This window comes from Gordonia sp. NPDC062954 (assembly GCF_044543825.1).
In the GTDB taxonomy this organism is placed as follows: Bacteria; Actinomycetota; Actinomycetes; order Mycobacteriales; family Mycobacteriaceae; genus Gordonia; species Gordonia tangerina.
In genome coordinates, this window is sequence record NZ_JBITWL010000028.1 from 1 (window position 1) to 16,308 (window position 16,308).

At 63.9% G+C, this 16,308-nt stretch carries 14 protein-coding genes and 1 pseudogene; 9 read left to right on the forward strand and 6 right to left on the reverse strand.

Annotation, left to right across the window (positions count from 1 at the left end; translation table 11 throughout):
• Positions 1–490 (forward strand): ATP-binding protein (locus tag ACIGKQ_RS21365; RefSeq protein WP_396574894.1); only part of this gene is annotated, 490 nt, incomplete at its 5' end.
• Between the two features lie 1,150 nt (positions 491–1,640).
• Positions 1,641–1,949: pseudogene (locus ACIGKQ_RS21370) on the forward strand (CocE/NonD family hydrolase); the annotation flags it as partial.
• Positions 1,950–2,152: 203 nt separating this feature from the next.
• On the opposite strand, the gene ACIGKQ_RS21375 reads toward ACIGKQ_RS21370, so the two are convergent.
• The 5 genes from ACIGKQ_RS21375 to ACIGKQ_RS21395 all read right to left on the reverse strand — a co-directional run bounded on the left by ACIGKQ_RS21375 (position 2,153) and on the right by ACIGKQ_RS21395 (position 8,061).
• Positions 2,153–3,304 (reverse strand): glycerate kinase, encoded by a 1,152-nt coding sequence (locus ACIGKQ_RS21375; protein WP_396574895.1) that lies wholly within the window; start codon positions 3,302–3,304, stop codon positions 2,153–2,155.
• Positions 3,301–4,701 (reverse strand): NAD-dependent succinate-semialdehyde dehydrogenase, encoded by a 1,401-nt coding sequence (locus ACIGKQ_RS21380; RefSeq protein WP_396574896.1) that lies wholly within the window; start codon positions 4,699–4,701, stop codon positions 3,301–3,303. Before ACIGKQ_RS21380 ends, ACIGKQ_RS21375 begins: the two co-directional genes overlap by 4 nt.
• Before the next feature lie 61 nt (positions 4,702–4,762).
• Positions 4,763–5,245 carry a hypothetical protein gene (locus tag ACIGKQ_RS21385; RefSeq protein WP_396574897.1) on the reverse strand — a complete coding sequence of 161 codons (483 nt, stop codon included), beginning with the start codon at positions 5,243–5,245 and terminating at the stop codon, positions 4,763–4,765.
• Positions 5,242–6,846, reverse strand: a complete 1,605-nt coding sequence (locus tag ACIGKQ_RS21390; RefSeq protein WP_266062925.1) for a GMC family oxidoreductase — start codon at positions 6,844–6,846, stop codon at positions 5,242–5,244. Before ACIGKQ_RS21390 ends, ACIGKQ_RS21385 begins: the two co-directional genes overlap by 4 nt.
• Positions 6,847–7,020: 174 nt before the next feature.
• The gene (locus ACIGKQ_RS21395; protein ID WP_266062926.1) at positions 7,021–8,061 is read right to left on the reverse strand and encodes a LacI family DNA-binding transcriptional regulator; all 1,041 of its coding nucleotides are present in this window, start codon (positions 8,059–8,061) and stop codon (positions 7,021–7,023) included.
• Between the two features lie 210 nt (positions 8,062–8,271).
• Here ACIGKQ_RS21395 and ACIGKQ_RS21400 point away from each other — a divergent pair, with 210 nt between their 5' ends.
• The 7 genes from ACIGKQ_RS21400 (at position 8,272) to ACIGKQ_RS21430 (ending at position 15,193) form a co-directional block, all read left to right on the forward strand.
• Positions 8,272–9,459 (forward strand): Gfo/Idh/MocA family protein, encoded by a 1,188-nt coding sequence (locus tag ACIGKQ_RS21400; RefSeq protein WP_266062927.1) that lies wholly within the window; start codon positions 8,272–8,274, stop codon positions 9,457–9,459.
• Positions 9,459–10,670, forward strand: a complete 1,212-nt coding sequence (locus ACIGKQ_RS21405) for a dihydrodipicolinate synthase family protein (RefSeq protein ID WP_396574898.1) — start codon at positions 9,459–9,461, stop codon at positions 10,668–10,670. The genes ACIGKQ_RS21400 and ACIGKQ_RS21405 overlap by 1 nt, the downstream gene beginning before the upstream one ends.
• A complete protein-coding gene (locus ACIGKQ_RS21410) occupies positions 10,657–11,508 on the forward strand; it encodes a sugar phosphate isomerase/epimerase family protein (protein ID WP_396574899.1) in 852 nt (283 codons plus the stop codon). The genes ACIGKQ_RS21405 and ACIGKQ_RS21410 overlap by 14 nt, the downstream gene beginning before the upstream one ends.
• 311 nt (positions 11,509–11,819) lie before the next feature.
• Positions 11,820–12,137, forward strand: a complete 318-nt coding sequence (locus ACIGKQ_RS21415) for a hypothetical protein (protein ID WP_266062930.1) — start codon at positions 11,820–11,822, stop codon at positions 12,135–12,137.
• Positions 12,134–13,153 (forward strand): DMT family transporter, encoded by a 1,020-nt coding sequence (locus ACIGKQ_RS21420; RefSeq protein WP_266062931.1) that lies wholly within the window; start codon positions 12,134–12,136, stop codon positions 13,151–13,153. Before ACIGKQ_RS21415 ends, ACIGKQ_RS21420 begins: the two co-directional genes overlap by 4 nt.
• 66 nt (positions 13,154–13,219) lie before the next feature.
• On the forward strand, positions 13,220–13,459 hold the full coding sequence (locus ACIGKQ_RS21425) for a hypothetical protein (RefSeq protein ID WP_266062932.1): 240 nt from the start codon (positions 13,220–13,222) through the stop codon (positions 13,457–13,459).
• 1,026 nt (positions 13,460–14,485) lie between these two features.
• Positions 14,486–15,193, forward strand: coding sequence for a TMEM165/GDT1 family protein (locus ACIGKQ_RS21430; protein WP_235725683.1), 708 nt, complete (start codon positions 14,486–14,488; stop codon positions 15,191–15,193).
• A gap of 16 nt (positions 15,194–15,209) precedes the next feature.
• Here the strand turns inward: ACIGKQ_RS21430 and ACIGKQ_RS21435 are convergent, their stop codons facing one another.
• Positions 15,210–16,307, reverse strand: a complete 1,098-nt coding sequence (locus ACIGKQ_RS21435) for an MAB_1171c family putative transporter (protein WP_396574900.1) — start codon at positions 16,305–16,307, stop codon at positions 15,210–15,212.
• Position 16,308: the final 1 nt, after the last annotated feature.

The window sequence follows — 16,308 nt, forward strand, 5'->3', positions numbered from 1 at the left end:
CCTGCAAACCCTCGAATGGGTGCAACGGCGCGAGAATCTCGTGGTGTGCGGGCCCGCCGGCACCGGTAAAACGTTCTTCCTCGAAGCGCTCGGCCAGAAAGTGATCGAGGCCGGCATGCCCGTGGCGTGGCTCAGCCTCGAACAACTCGGCACCCTGGTCCGCGCGCACCGCGCCGATGACACCCTGGGCAAGGCCATCGCCAAGATCGTGCGTGCCGAGCTCGTCGTCATCGATGACGTAGGGCTCTTGCCCGTGGGAGCTGATGCCGCAGAGGGCCTGTATCGGGTCGTAGAAGCCGCCTACGAACGCAAATCGGTGGCCGTGTCCTCCAACCTGCACCCGTCGGGTTTCGACGAGCTGATGCCCAAAACGCTCGCCACCGCCACCGTGGACCGGCTGCTGCACCACGCCCACCTCTGCCAAACCAGCGGCGACTCCGTGCGCCTGGCCCAAGCCCTCGCCGGGAAGGGGGTCACCGCCCTGAGCTAACCCATCCCGGTGGCGGACCAGCGGGCAGATTCATGTCCGCCACCGGGCACCCCCTCGTGACCGCCTACGGGCAGTTTCCACGTCCGCCTGTGGGCACTTCCCGCCGGCCCTTGACAGGCGCGAGGCTCATGCTTGATGGCCTGGTGCAATTACTTTCGGTTACAACTCGATGACCTGCGGGGTTGGTGTCGATGATGCATCGCATGAATCATTGATGCATCAGATGAGACGCTCAAGACGCGTTTCGCGTTGCCCGTAGCGCGCACCGGCGACCTGAGAGACTCGGTCACGTGGACGAGATCAGCGATGTTGGTGAGAAAGCGGCGGTCATCCTTCGGACTGCGGGAGTCAAACTCGCCCCTGGCCTCACCGACGCCGAGTTCGATGCAGTCACAGAGCAGCATGGGTTCAGATTCAACCCCGACCACCGAAGTCTGCTTGCGACCGCTTTGCCCGTCGGAGACCGTTGGACCGACTGGCGGAATGGCAATGAAGCACATCTGCGTCAGATGCTCGACTGGCCTGCCCGCGGGATGGTCTTCGACGCACTTCGCCAGGACCCGCCATTCTGGGGCGCTTCATGGGGCCGTCGGCCGGCAGCAGAAAGTGACGTCGAGGCGGTTACGCGGCGTGAGTTGGCAAAGTGGCCACAGCTCATACCGATCTACGGCCATCGGATGACACCTGCAGCTCCCTCGCCGTCTGGGTCGCCGGGTCATACCGATCTACGGCCATCGGATGACACCTGCAGCTCCCTCGCCGTCTGGGTCGCCGGTGTTCTCTGTCTGGCAGACCGATGTCATCTTCTACGGGGCCAATCTCCTCGAGTATCTCGCGAACGAGATGGCTAGGGACGGAAGTCTTCGCCTCTCCCCCAGAAGCGTCGACGTTCCTTACTGGACCAAGTTCGTCGAGGCAGCTAACAGCGCCGACGTGATTTGATCCCTCCGAGATGGGAGGACGGCCGCGAGTGCGTCGTCCCGGCCGCCCACCTCGCCTGAGGTGTTAGCGCGCTCTTCGGCCTTGATCTCGACGGCGTTCTGCCTAAGGACACGCAGTGAACGAATATGCAGTGTTACTAGTAATCCTGACAATACCGAAACATTGTCTGGTTACCCTGACGTCATACGCACACGACCGCCAGCGGCTCGTGGTGGGGCCATGGGACCATCTCAACTTCAGCGGAATCTATCCCGACCGCGATTTCGGACCTCTTGGAAACGCTGACGCGCTTGACCTCACCAGCAATTACGTACGCTTCTTCGATCGGTGGCTGCGCAACGACACCCAGGCGCTGGTGCAAACTGCCCCCGTGCGAATCTTCGTGATGGGGATCGATCAATGGCGTGATGAAGAAGACTGGCCACTTCCAGACACGGATTACACGGACTACTACCTCGACAGCGATGGACAGCGGGCAGAGCGCGCCGGGCGGCTCGCGCCCGAGCACACCACTGCACGCAGCATCCTCGACCGGACGCTCTGTCTTGCCCTGGTGGCAAAGGAGATTAGGCCCGGCATGAGGGGGGTGGAGTGCAAGGGACCGAGCGTGCGAGTTTCGCAGCGAGCAGCAGACGAGCACTTTCGGCGAAAAGTCGTACGAGCCCGCAGGGCCAAGCGCAGCGCAGTCGCGCCCTTGCACGCAGCGCTGGTTCCGCGCTCTCACGGCACGTCTTCCTCGACCCGTATCCTCATGTCCTCCACAATCGTGGCCGCCACTTCCTGCAGCAGCGCAGCTCCTTGGGCCATGCAGCGGGCGAGATCCGGCTCGATGTCGGTTAGGGCGTACACGCGATCGAATCCCGCAGCGCGCGTCTGCTGCCTGGTCAGCGTGCAACGACCAGCGACCGCGACAACCGGAACACCGCGTGCGGCAGCTGCCTTCGTGACCCCGGTCGGCGCCTTCCCGAAGAGCGTCTGGGTGTCGAGATTGCCTTCTCCGGTCACGATGAGATCTGCCTGCTCGACGTGATCGTCGAAGGCGATGAAGTCGAGAAGCCAATCGACGCCTCGGCATGTCTCGGCTCCGAGTGCGGCGATCGCCGCGTATCCCACTCCCCCGCCGGCGCCGGCGCCGGGGGCGTTCACTGCCACTGCGGCACTCGGTCTGCGCTGTCCGAGGACGCGGCTCCATTGCTGCAGTCCCGCCTCCAGCATCTGCTGTTGCGCCAGATCGGCGCCCTTCTGATGGGCGAATACCCGCACGGCACCATCCGGACCGAGCAGAGGGTTGTCGACGTCACGTGCGACGAGAAATCTTGTGTCGCCGATCAATTGGTCCATGGGTTCGAGATCGATGCGATGAAGCGTCGCGAGCGCGGCGCCGCCATGGGTCAGCTCGCAGCCATAGCGATCCAATGCCCTGGCTCCGAGGGCTTGCAGGAGGCCCGCTCCGCCGTCGGTGGAGGCGCTTCCCCCCAGAGCCAGGATCACTGTGGATACCCGGGCCGCCGACAAGGCGTGTGCGATCAACTCGCCCATACCGAATGACGACGCACCCATGGGGTCTCGGCCAGTCGCCGGGAGTTGCTCCAAGCCGACTGTGGCGGCCTGCTCGATCACCACGGTGTCGTCCAGACGCGCATAGCCCACCGCCCGGGGACGTCCAAGGGCATCTTCGGCGGTGGCGCGGACCTGCTGCCAGCCATGGGCGACGAGCGTAGCGACGGTGCCGTCTCCGCCGTCGGCAATCGGGCAGATCGATGTTGTCCAGTCGGGGGCCTGACTTGCGATTCCGGATCGAAGCGCGTGGGCCACTTGCTCTGCGGTCAGCGATCCTTTGAACTTGTCAGGGGCAATGAGTACGCGTGTCACGCGGTTGTCCCGGAGACCCACACTGTGCGGGTATTGGTGAACTCCCGCATCCCGAGGTCGCCGAGCTCCCGACCGAAGCCGCTGCGTTTGACGCCGCCGAACGGGACACGCGGGTCTGATGCCACAAGTGAGTTCACATAGAAAGCACCGCAGTCGATTCGGCGACCGACCCTGACAGCTCTGTCGATGTCACGGCTCCAGATACTGGCCGCGAGGCCGTACTCGGTGTCATTCGCCGTCTTGACTGCCGAATCATCGTCGGACGCCGAGACTAGCGCGGCGACAGGACCAAAGGTCTCCTCGTTGTACACCGGCATCTCAGGGGTCACGTCTGCGAGGACGGTAGGTGCGTAGAAGTTGCCCGTCCGAGCAAGTCGATGTCCACCGGCAAGCACGGTCGCACCCATCGCTACCGACGTGTCGACCTGGCGTTCGATCTGGTCGACGAGATCGGGGCGAGCTAGCGGGCCCATGTCGGTCGCCGGCTCGGTCGGATCTCCCACGGTGATCCGATCCACTCGGTTAAGGAACTCGTGGGTGAAGTCGGCGATGACGCTCTCGGCGACAATGAGCCGTTTGGCCGCGATGCACGTCTGGCCTGCGCACATGAATCGCGACCGCACGGCGTGCATTGCCGCGGTGCCGAGGTCAGCGTCGTCGAGAACGATGAAGGGATCGGATCCGCCGAGTTCGAGCACTGACTTCTTCAGCGCACTTCCGGCCGAACTCGCGACCGCGGCCCCGGCTCTGGTCGAGCCGGTCACCGTCACCGCAGCTACGCGGGCGTCGGCGATGACGCGATCGGATACGGCACCCACGATCGACTCCTCGACCAGAATGGTGCTCAAGAGCCGGAGGTCACCGAAGCCTTCGGCGAAGATGGATTCGATCGCAAGTGCGCAGCCGGTGACATTCGGGGAGTGCTTGAGGATGACGGTATTCCCGGCCATGATCGCGGGCGCGGCGAATCGGAAGAGCTGCCAGAGCGGAAAATTCCACGGCATGATCGCCAGAATCACTCCGAGTGGTTCGTACTCGATTCGCACATTGGCATCGTCGGGACCGGACAGAGGCGTCGCGGCAAGTGCGATCGGACCGTGGTCGGCCACATGGCGGCAGTTCCATGCGCACTTCGCCACCTCCGCGGCCGCCTCGGCGAGGGGCTTACCCATCTCGGCGGTGATCAGTGCGCCCAGTTCGGCGCTGCGGTCGTCAATGAGATCGGCAATACGATGTAGAACCGCGGTCCGAGCGGCGAACGGCTCGTGCTTCCATGTCGCAGCGGTTTCTGCGGCCTCTTCCAGAATCTCGTTGATCTGCGCAGGCGTGTGCGTGGGATAGTCACCGATCGGTTCGAGGGTCGTGGGGTCGACCGTGGTGAGAGTTGAAGTGGTCACGAGTATCCTTGTGTCATTACGGTTTCCATGTTAGATGTCACTACGGTTCGGCGTCCGATGGTCACGCATCTCGGTGTATTGGACCGCGCTCGACGACTCGCATCAGCATGTCTTCGTCGATTCCCTCGGCGATGGTGATCGTGCGTGGTTGTTGCCCGGTGTAACCGAGCAGGTGCCGTACGTCGGGGTGCATGTAGTAGCCGCCGGCGACTGCGAGCGTGATGGCGTCGAGGGCATCAAGGTCCGACCCCGTCAGGCGATCGATGGCGTCAGCGGCGGCCATGGTCATGGTTGCCCCGAATGCCCGCAGGAGGTGGGGCGCCAGATCGGGACGAACGTTCAGCACTCGACCCAGCTGATCGGCGGTCACTGCGACGTCGGAGGCAGCTGGCATACCATCTCCGGCAGGGATCAGATGGTCGGCGATCGAGGTTAGCCAGGCTCGGAACTCTGCAGACCGGAGCAGGTCTGTTTCGCTCAGGTCGGTGGATGCCGTCGTCGACTGTGATGCTGCCGGTGCCGATTGCGTCAGGAATTCACTCATACCGGCACCTTCTCATCCATCCGCTTGCTGATCATGTGTTCCACTGAACGCAGCGCGAGCGCGACGATCGTGCTGGTGGGGTTAACGCCGCCGGAGGTGACGAACACGCTGCCATCGATGATGTGGAGATTCGGCACGTCATGGCAACGGCCGTACTCATCGACCACCGAGGTCGCGGGGTCGTTTCCCATACGCGCAGTTCCGAGTAGGTGCCATCCTGAGTAGCGCATCAGCGACTCCGTGGCGATATCCGTGGCGCCGGCCGCTCGCAGGGACTCGCTCGCCCGTGCGATGTGGAAATCGAGTAGGCGTCGCGAGTTCTCGCTCACCGCATACGTCAGCTTCGGGGCGGGGATACCCGACGAGTCGCAGAGCCGGGAATCGATGGTGACGCGGTTGGTCTCGTCGGGTAGGTCCTCACCGAAGATCCCCCAACTGATGGACCGTCCCAGATGGCGACGGACATGCTGGTGATGTCCTGGGCCCCAGCTGTTCTCACCGGCACGTGTGGGCATGGCGGCGTTGAGCGGTCCTCCAGTAGGTGCCAGACTCCATTTGGCCCCCCGTACGAAGTCCCGATCACTCGAGGTCTCGTAGAACTGATAGCTGGTGATTTTGGCTCCGACGTGGCCTTGCCACGATTCGAGATCGGTGGCGAAATAGCCGGTGACGTTGGCAAAGGGATGAACCATCAACCGCTTCCCGACGAGCCCGCTCGAGTTGGCCAGTCCGTCGGGATGGTGCGCCGAACTCGAGTTGAGCAGAATTCGCGCGGTGCCGATGGCATTGGCGGCCAGGATCACGGCGTCGGCTCCGATGCAGTGCCACCTACCATCGGGATCGACGTATTCCACTCCGGTCGCAAGCCCCGACGGGTTGGTCAGGATGCGGGAGACCCGGGCACCTGTCACGAGGCGCACGCCGCGGGCGATGGCGTTCGGCCAGTGAGTCAGGTCGGTGGATGCTTTGGCCCCTTCTGGGCAACCTTGCATACAAGTGCCGAACTGAACGCAAGGGGTTCGCCCTTTGTAGGGTGCGGACAGCACGGCCTGCGTCGCCGGCCACCAGTGCCAACCGAGTTCGTCATGAGCCCGGGCCATCTTGTGCCCGATTTTGCTTATCGGCAGTGGCGGCAATGGGGGTTCGGCACCGCCGGGGTATGCAGGATCCCCGCCGACACCGGATGCCCCGAAGGCGATATCAGTGCGCTCGTAGAAGGGAAGCAGGTCGCGATAGCTGATCGGCCAGTCATCGGCCACGCCGTCGAGACTCCTTACGCGAAAGTCCGATGGCACCAGACGAGGCCAGTCGCCGGCGTAGAGCACTGTGCTGCCTCCCACGCCAGCGAACATCAACGGCGCGATCGCGGACTCTGTGTCATCGATCGGGTAATCCTCTACGCGATCACGCACATTCGGGCTCGCCGACCATTGCTTACGCGCCTCGAGTTCGTAGGTGATGCGCTGCCCCGGATAGTCGGCACGGTCAGGCCAGTGGCCCTGCTCCAGACACACCACACCGAATCCTCGAGACGCCAGCGCGGCTGCTGCGACACCGCCCGACGCACCGGCGCCGACGATGACGACATCCACGTGTTCCATTTGGCTCCTCTCCGCACCTGCGCCCCGATCGTGAGCTCGACTGTCAGATCAGCGACGGTAAGCGCTTGCCGCTAGCGTACGGGTAGTGCCGTTCTGTGGCAAGGGCCACTCTGTCGCTGTCCTATGACCGGGCCGCCACGTCTGCGGGCACCGGTGACGAGTTCGGGCGACCGGTCAGGAAGACATCGGCGCCGGGCCAGTACTCGCGCGCACGATGAGATCGGCGGGCATCCGCGACTGTTGCGGACCGACCGTGGCGTCGGCACCGACCAGCATCTCCATGGCTCGAGTGCCCATGGCCTCCAACGGCAGCCGCACCGTGGTCAGCGGAACCCGGAGATCCACCGTCATCCACAGATCGTCGAAGCCCACCACGGACACATCGCCGGGAACGTCGCGACCGAGGTCATCATGCAGCGCGGCCAGCGCTCCGACGGCCATCAGGTCGTTGAGCGCAAACACCGCCGACGCCTCCGGAGCCCGCTCGGCCAGCTGGATCATCGCGGAGTACCCGCCATCACGACTGAAGTCGGCGTCGACCACCGCGATGTCGCCGGGCGTGCCGCCGAGTTCGGCCCATGCGTCTGCGAAGCCGGTCAACCGTTCATGCACCGTGGTCAGGTGTGGCGGACCGGAGATGATGCCGACACGGCGGTGCCGGAGGTCGAAGAGGTGGCGCGCCACCTGCGCGGCACCCCGTCGGTTGGCGGGCAGTACAGCGGAATACGGCCCACGATGATCGCCAACGGTAGCGACTCGCCCCCCGCCACGGATGAAACGCTCGAGAGCACTGTTCAAGCGTTCCTGCTGGTCGTCAGCTTGTCGTGGGCTACCGGCCAGTAGCAGCGCGCGCACCCGCTGGGCCTGTAGGCGCTGCACGTAGTCGATCTCGAGGTCATGATCGCCGAAAGTGTTTGCCAGCGTGGTCAGGAGGCCGTGTGTCGACGCAACTCGCATCGCTCCCTTGGCGATCGTCGCGAAGTAGGGGTCATCGACCTCGTGAACGATCAATCCCACCACCGCCGTGGTCGACCGGGCCAGCGCTTGCGCGGGTCCGTTCGACACATAGCCCAACTCTTCGGCCGCTTGCAGGATCCGGGCGGTGCTTGCCGCTGCAACGACACGTTTGCCGCCGTTGAGAACCCGCGAGGCTGTGGCAAGCGACAGCCCAGCTCGCTCGGCAACGTCCTGCAGGGTGATCTCGGATGATCCCATCCTGGCGCTCCTCTCGTCCACGGCCACGATAGCCGCTCACCTGCGTCTCCCGTCTCATCCGGACATCCGCCTGTATGCGATGGAGTCTCCCCTATCGGGGTCGGGGGATGAGTCTTTCATCGCGTGAGTGATCCTTGCCCCAAACGGTTCAGCATGCTTCTATGGAAAGCGCTTGCCATTAGGTTGGAGATACCACAGAGGAGATCGAGCATGACCCTTCCCACCACCATCGGAATCATCATGAACGGCGTATCCGGACGAATGGGATACCGCCAGCACCTGACGCGTTCAATACTGCCGATCCGCGAGCAGGGCGGCGTCCTGCTGTCCGACGGATCCACCAGGGTTCAGGTCGACCCCATTCTGGTCGGCCGGGATGAACGCAAGCTCGCCGACATCGCCGAGCGACATGGACTCACGGAGTACTCGACGGATCTCGATGCCTGCCTTGCCGACTCGCGCTGGGACATCTACTCCGACTTCCTGGTGACCCGGGCGCGCGTATCGGGACTCCGCAAGGCCATCGACGCCGGAAAGGCGATCTACACCGAGAAGCCCACCGCCGAGAGCTTCGACGACGCGCTCGATCTGGCACGACGCGCTGCACGGGCAGGGGTCAAGAACGGTGTGGTCCACGACAAGCTCTACCTCCCTGGGCTGGTCAAGCTCAAACGTTTGATCGACTCGGGATTCTTCGGCGAGATTCTGTCTGTACGTGGAGAATTCGGATATTGGGTGTTCGAGGGAGATTGGCAGGAAGCCCAGCGGCCGAGTTGGAACTACCGCAGCGAGGACGGCGGGGGCATCGTCAGCGACATGTTCCCCCATTGGAGCTACGTACTGGAGTATCTGTTCGGCAGTGTCACATCCGTCTACACGACGACCGCCACCCACGTTCCCACCAGAATCGATGAGAACGGCATCCCGTACACGGCCACCGCCGATGACGCCGCATACGCCATCTTCGAACTCGACAACAACATCGTCGCCCAACTCAACTCCAGCTGGACCGTACGCGTCGATCGCAACGAACTGGTCGAGTTCCAGGTCGACGGCCGGCTTGGTAGTGCCGTCGCCGGGTTGTTCGACTGCCGCGTCCAGCATCGCTCGGTCACCCCACGTCCGACGTGGAATCCCGATCTGCGCGAGACGCGCGACTACCGCGCCGACTGGACCCTTGTTCCCGACAACGCAACAATCGACAACGGCTTCAAAGCACAGTGGGAACAGTTCATCCGCCATGTTGTCGAAGGAGCACCCCATCCGTTCGACTTCGCGTCCGGCGCCCGCGGCGTGCAGCTCGCAGAAGCAGCACTCCGCAGCGCCGAATCCGGTCGGCGTCTTCCCGTTCCGGACATCTCGGTCGATGCGCCGCAGCGTGAGACGGTGGCCCTCTGATGCCGGCGATCCACCTCATCGACGAAGCCGGTACCACACGTCCGCATGAATTGTCGGAGCCCGAGATCGGTGTCACGACCGTGCTTCGGCGGCCCACCTCACGTCGGGTGTATGCCGCGGCACACGTCGTGCCACGGGTCGCCGGGAACAACGTCCCCGACTCCGCCGCCGACATCGACTGGGATTCCACTCTCGCCTTTCGCCACCACCTGTGGTCGTGCGGGTTGGGGGTCGCCGACGCCATGGATACGGCCCAGCGCAACATGGGACTTGATCCGACCGCCATCCGTGCACTGATCACACGCTCGACAGTCGAGGCGAAAGCCGTAGGCGGATCGATCGTGGTGGGAGTCAACACCGATCACCTCACGGATGACGTCGTGTCTCTGCAGGGTGTGGTCGATGCCTACTTCGAGCAGCTGGAGTTCGCCGAGGAACAGGGCGCGGAAGTGGTGCTGATGGCGAGCCGGCATCTGGCCCGGATCGCCGAGGGCCCAGACGACTACCGCCAGGTGTATGGGCAGGTGCTGTCGCGGTGTTCCACCCCGGTGATCCTGCACTGGCTCGGACCGATGTTCGACCCTGCGCTGGCCGGGTACTTCGGTTCGGCCGACACCTCTGTGGCGCGCGACACCGTCGAGCAGATCATCATCGAGAATCAGGAATCGGTGGCCGGGATCAAGGTCAGCCTGCTCGACGGGGCCACCGAAATCGCCCTACGCCGAACGTTGCCCGCAGATGTGTCGGTCTTCACCGGTGACGACTTCAACTATGTGGACATGATCGCCGGCGATGGGGAGTCGCACTCGGATGCACTCCTTGGTGCCTTCGCCACGTGCGCACCGGTTGCTGTCGCCGCCCTCCACGCGCTCGACCGAGGTGACGAGGTGACCTTCCGCCAACTGCTCGAGCCGACCCAGGATCTGGCTCGTGAGGTCTTTGCTCCTCCGACGGCCTTCTACAAGACCGGAGTGGCGTTCCTCGCCTGGCTCAACGGCCATCAACCCGCATTCGTTATGGTCGGCGGCCTGCAGTCGGCACGCAGCCTCCCCCACCTGTCCCGACTGATTCGGTTGGCAGACAACGCAGGTGCCCTGGAGAATCCGGATCTGGCGGCGTCGCGGTGGAACTCTCTGTTGGCTCTTCACGGCGTCGACGTCGCTGCACGGCCTGACGGTATCGGAATGGCGGTCGCGCATGACCATGCATGATCGACTCTCGCTCAACCAGGCGACCATCAAACGCGCCGATCTCTCGCAGGCGCTGACCGCGACCGCGGCCGCAGGTATTCCCTCCATCGGACTGTGGCGCGAACCCGTTCACGACGTCGGCCTGACGACCGCATGCGCGATGGTCGCCGATTCGGGCCTTCGGGTCTCGAGCCTGTGTCGCGGTGGCTTCTTCACCTCCGACGATCGTGGGGAACAGCAGCGGGCCCGCGACGACAATCTTCGTGCGATCGACGAGATCGCCCAGCTGGCAGCCGCAGGTGCCGCAGGATCGGCGCCAGTTCTGGTCCTCGTTGCCGGAGGCCTCCCGGAGGCGTCTACGGACCTTCAGGGAGCACGAGAACGTGCCACCACTGCTATCGCCGACCTCGTCGACGCCGCCGCAGCCGCTCAGGTCACCCTCGCCGTCGAGCCAATGCATCCGATGTATGCAGCCGACCGGGGCGTCATCTCCTCGCTGCGATCCGCGCTGGACATCGCCGAGCATTTCGATCCGACCACGGTGGGCGTGGTCGTCGACGCCTTCCACATCTGGTGGGACCCCGACGTCTACACGCAGATAGCCAGAGCCGGTGCACACCAACGGATCTCCTCTTATCAGATCAACGACTGGATCACTCCGCTCCCAGCCGATGCCCTCCTCTCCCGAGGACTACCCGGCCAGGGACACATCGACCTCCGGGCTCTGACACGTGCAGTCGTCGACGCGGGCTACGGCGGCGACATCGAGGTCGAGATCTTCAACGCCGACATCTGGGCTCGCCCGTTCGACGACGTCCTCCGAGACATTCTCGAGGCCACCTCGCCGATGACCGTCTGAGGTCAGGCGAGACCACGACTTCCTGTATGTGTGGCAGGAGCCGGGCCGCCTCTGCACCTCCCACTGACGAGGAAGCGACTCGTCCATGGCTTTCACCATGATTGGGGCCGAGTTCCGTCCATGACGGAACTCGGCGTCTCGCATTCCGAAGCAGCGAATCGTTGGTGCGAACTCGCCGATTCGGCCCGCGCCATGATCAAAGATGGCCGTCTGTAGTCTGCCCCACTTTGTTTCGAGCCATTGACGTATATCACACACACGGCTATCGTTGCGGCAAGCGCTTACCAACGCGCTTTCCCTCAGGAGTATCAATGAAACCTGCACCCAAGTATCAGGCAGCCATGGTGCTGTATCACCTCGACGAACAGGGGATCTGGGAACACCAGTTGTTCGGCCTTCTCCGTCAGCACTACCCGGCTCGCGATCTCAGTGGGCTTCGTGAGGATCTGGTCGGATTGAGCACGGTGGGGTGGCTGACCACCGAAGCGCTTGCCGAGCACAGCGGTCAGATCATCCGGCGATACCGGCTCGCCGTGAGCGCCCGGCCGCTGATCGAGTACCAGCTCAACCTGAATCGCTATCTTCCCACTGATCTGAGCACGATCCTCGCGACCGGAGGAAACTCATGACCTACCCCAGATCGGCGGTCGATCTCGCCGAACAATCCCGTCTCGGAGACGGCAAGAAGACGCGTATGGGCATGATCTACGCAATTCTTGCCGCACCGTCCCTGGGCCTCGCATTCGGGCTCCTTGGCAGTATCGTGGGCGCACCGCCGTTCAACGCACAGGCACCCACCGGCGCCTTCACCCTCGTTGCCGTGCTGCAGGTACCGTTCGGCGTCCTCGCCATCGCACTGTTCCTCACCGTCACCGGCACGTGGCGGGATACCGGTCGTGTCCTGGGGCACCGCGTCAGCTGGTGGAACCTCTTCGTTGCGGTCGGCGGCTTTGTCGGCGACATCTGTTTCGCCGCCGCGTCGGGATTGATCGGAGGCGCGCTCGCTGGTGCCATCGGCGGCCTCGCCGGCGTGGTCGGTGCGATCGTGGCCGCAACTCTGTATCGCGAACGAATCCTGCGGCCTACCACGCTGATCGGTCTCGTGGCCCTTGCCGTGGGGGTCTGGCTCGCGGTCTCGGGAGGAGAGGTCAGCGCTCCCACACACGGCATCTACTTCACGGTCGGCCTACTCATCATCTTCGGTGGCGTACTCACATGGGGTTTCGAGAGCTTTGCCATCTCCGCAGGCACCGACCTCATGCCGGCGGAGGGCTTTCTCTGGTGGCGCGCCTTCTTCGGCTTGATCATCGCCAACATCCTTCTCTTCGTCCTCTTCCCCGAAGGACGCACCATCGCGGCACAAGCCTGGAGCGACCCGCGACTCATCGCATTCGGAGCAGTCATCGGATTCGGATGGGCCATCTGGATCATCATGGGCTACTACATCGGCATCTCTTATGCTGGCGCGGTCCGAGGAGGGGTACTCACCAATACTCTTGCATTCTTCTTCATATCGTTCTTCTCGCTCACGGTGTACGGCGCACCTTTCAGCGCCATCATCATCATCGGCTCGATCTGCACGGTCATTGGCGCACTCGTGATCGTGACCGAGCCCAAGTCCTACATCGCGCGCATCCGCGGGTGATCTCACCCGACAACACAGAAAGTAATGACCAGAACCATGCAGCCCACTCGGTCGGACACAACACACTTGCCCAGCATCGATCTGGTCGATGAGTACCTGGCCACAGCACGGCGGGCCAAGTACCGTCGCCTACTCGGACTCGTCGCGATCTGCTCGATGCTCCTCACCGTACTGATCGTCATCTTCACCCGAGGCTGGTACGCGGAATCCGGGGGGGGAGTCGGATGGGTGATCTGCGGAATCATCGTCACCATCTGCGCGATCGGCGGAGTCCTCGTCGACATCACTTACCGGAAGGACATCTAGGCTCATGAATAAAACCCATTCCGGGGATTCAGCAACTGTCGATGATTCCGCATCCCCACTTCCGCTCTTGAATGCGAAGCTGTGGGCACTCGGATTTCTCGGTGTTGCGCTGGTCGTGGCGATCACGTTCTCCACCGTGCTCATCGAGTTCATGGCCAATGCGCACTGAGGGGGCCGGTGAGAGGCACACGGTCACATGCCGCACGGTCGAGCAACGACCGTCACCCCACCACCCCCACACACGCACGGGAGGTGGTTCAGTTCCTTGCCCGCTGGGCACCATACGATGGCGGCGACGACGAGATATTCGTCGAGTTCGGCATGCCTCCCGCATCGTTCTACCGACATGCCCTCGAGCTCTTATGTGAACACCCGACCGCTGCAGGCGATCTCAATATCGAGAGACTCATCGGGTACTGCAGGAGGAAAGCTGCGATCGCAAGTCCGCGTGTCCGGGGGTGATCGGACGATACTCTACCGCACGGTGCGACCGATGCGGCAGAGTACCACGGTGTCCCGGTCAGAGTCACTGAGCGATAGCGACGCGAGAGCGTCGGTAGCGAGTTTGATCCGCCATCGTCGTGTCAGTGGGGCGAATCACGCACAATCTGCTCAACGGGGCACTACCCCGATGGGCCTCGCCGATAATGTCGCGTTACGTCAATCCAGCCACGCCTCGCGCAGCGGATGTGTGACTGCCAGGGATGCCCCAGCGGCAGATTTACTCGTTCGATGAGGCGCCCAGGCAAGCAGATACCCGGGCAGCAGGAGGGGCGCATCGCCGGTTGGTTCGTTGAGCAGATCCCGTCGGTCTCGGCATCGGGCGGACACGTGCTCAGACGTCCGCGCGCTCGGTTTCACTGATGCCGCAGTCACCCCAGGCAGCCCTGACCTGCACCGAGTGCCAACACCCGGCCAACTGAAGAGTTAGGGTCCCCAAACTTATTGTTTTGAGGCTCCTACCTGCATAAATACGGGTCCGCGATCTGTTGCGAGGCCGGGTGTGGGCGCCCTAACGTGGCTTCCGTGATCGCTGCCCTGTTGTTGAGTTTCGGCGTGATCTTCGTCGCCGAACTCGGCGACAAGTCACAGCTGATGGCCATGACCTACGCCCTCCGATACCGGTGGTGGGTGGTGCTGCTCGCCATCACCGTGGCCACCACCGCGGTACACGCGGTGTCGGTGTTCTTCGGACACTTCCTGGGCCTGTCCATCCCCACCGACGTGATGTCGATCCTCGCGGGCCTGGCCATGTTGGTGTTCGGCTTGTGGACCATCCGGGGCGATCACCTCGACGACGACGAGTCCACCAAGGCCGAACGGGTGGGCGCATCGGTGTTCTTCGCGGTCATGTCGTCGTTCTTCCTCGCCGAACTCGGCGACAAGACGATGCTCGCCACCATCACCCTGTCGACCAACAACGACTGGCTCGGTGTGTGGATCGGGTCGACCATCGGCATGGTCGCGGCCGATGCGCTGGCCATCGCGGTCGGCTCCCTGCTGGGTCGGCATCTGCCCGAGCGCATCATCGCCCGAGGCGCGGCTGCGCTGTTCTTCGGGTTCGGCGCCTGGCTGTTGTGGGAAGGACTGTCCGACGCATCGGCGGTCACCATCATCGCCACCCTGTCCGCGGTGGTCGTGCTGCTCGGCGTCGGCACCCTCTACCTCCGGCACCTGCGCCGCACCGCAGCAACCGATCCCGCCGACGACGCGGCCGTGCACAGCTCGCGCTGATCGGCGGCGGCCGGCTTCAACCCACCGGCTGGGCGGCGACCGCCTCCGACAGACGCAGCAACGGGGCCGCATCACTCTCGATGTCCGCGCCGCCGGGCACGACGTCGCGGACCGCAGCACGCGGCGTTCCCGCCACCGCATACTCCTCGACGGCAGCCCAGATCATGTCCGCGCGAGCGGCGTCGTCGACGACCTCGAAATCGTCGGTCAGATACGGGCTCAACTGGGTGAGCGCGTCGCGAATCTCCACAACCCGTCGGTGCAGGAGCAGAGCCGGAGCCGGCGCCCCACTGATCGGGAGCACCACTTCGGGAACCGCTTCGGTCACCAGCTCCCAGAGTGGTCCAAGCGCGTCGATCTCCCGTCGATACCGGCGCCGAGACGTGATCGCATGCCACCGCGCGCGCAGCATCGGGTAGCTGATCCCGACGAGGAAGGCGACGACGCCGACGGCCGAACAGACCCCGCTCACGTCGAGCAGCCGGCCCTGGCCGAAGGTGCGTGTCGCCGAACCGATCACGAACACGATCTGCGTCACCGCTCCGGCGGTCAGGGACATCAACCCGATCAGCAACAGGACCAGGGATGTCCGCAGGTATCCCTCGGCCAGTTGGAGAAACCGCCGGATGCTGCGGACACACGCGACGAATCCGTAGGTGAGGTAGCCGCTGGCGATCAGTACGAACACCGCGTACGCGATGTTGCGGGCGGTCCACACCGACAGCCCTTCAGTGCGCAGATCGATCGGGATGACCAGCATCGTGATCTGCAGTCCGATCAGCGCGACGACCAGCGGCACCGCTTCGATCCCGGCCCGGCGTTCGCGTGACGTCGAGCGCCCGGGGAAGAAGAAGACGATGATCAGCGCGGCCACTCCGACGGCGAGCAACCCGTAGAACAGCACCCGCGCCGCCCCGGTGAAGGTCACCGTGTCGATCGCCTCGGTGACGTCGGCGCCGGAGACCACGAAGGCCAGAGTGAGTGCGGCGATGGCGATGGTCATCGCGATCGACTGCAACCCGCCGCCTTCACGCCGGATCTGTTCCAGGCGCCAGCACAAGGCGGCCGTGAACACGACGGCCGCGACTGTGTTGAGGATTCCGACGGCGATCATG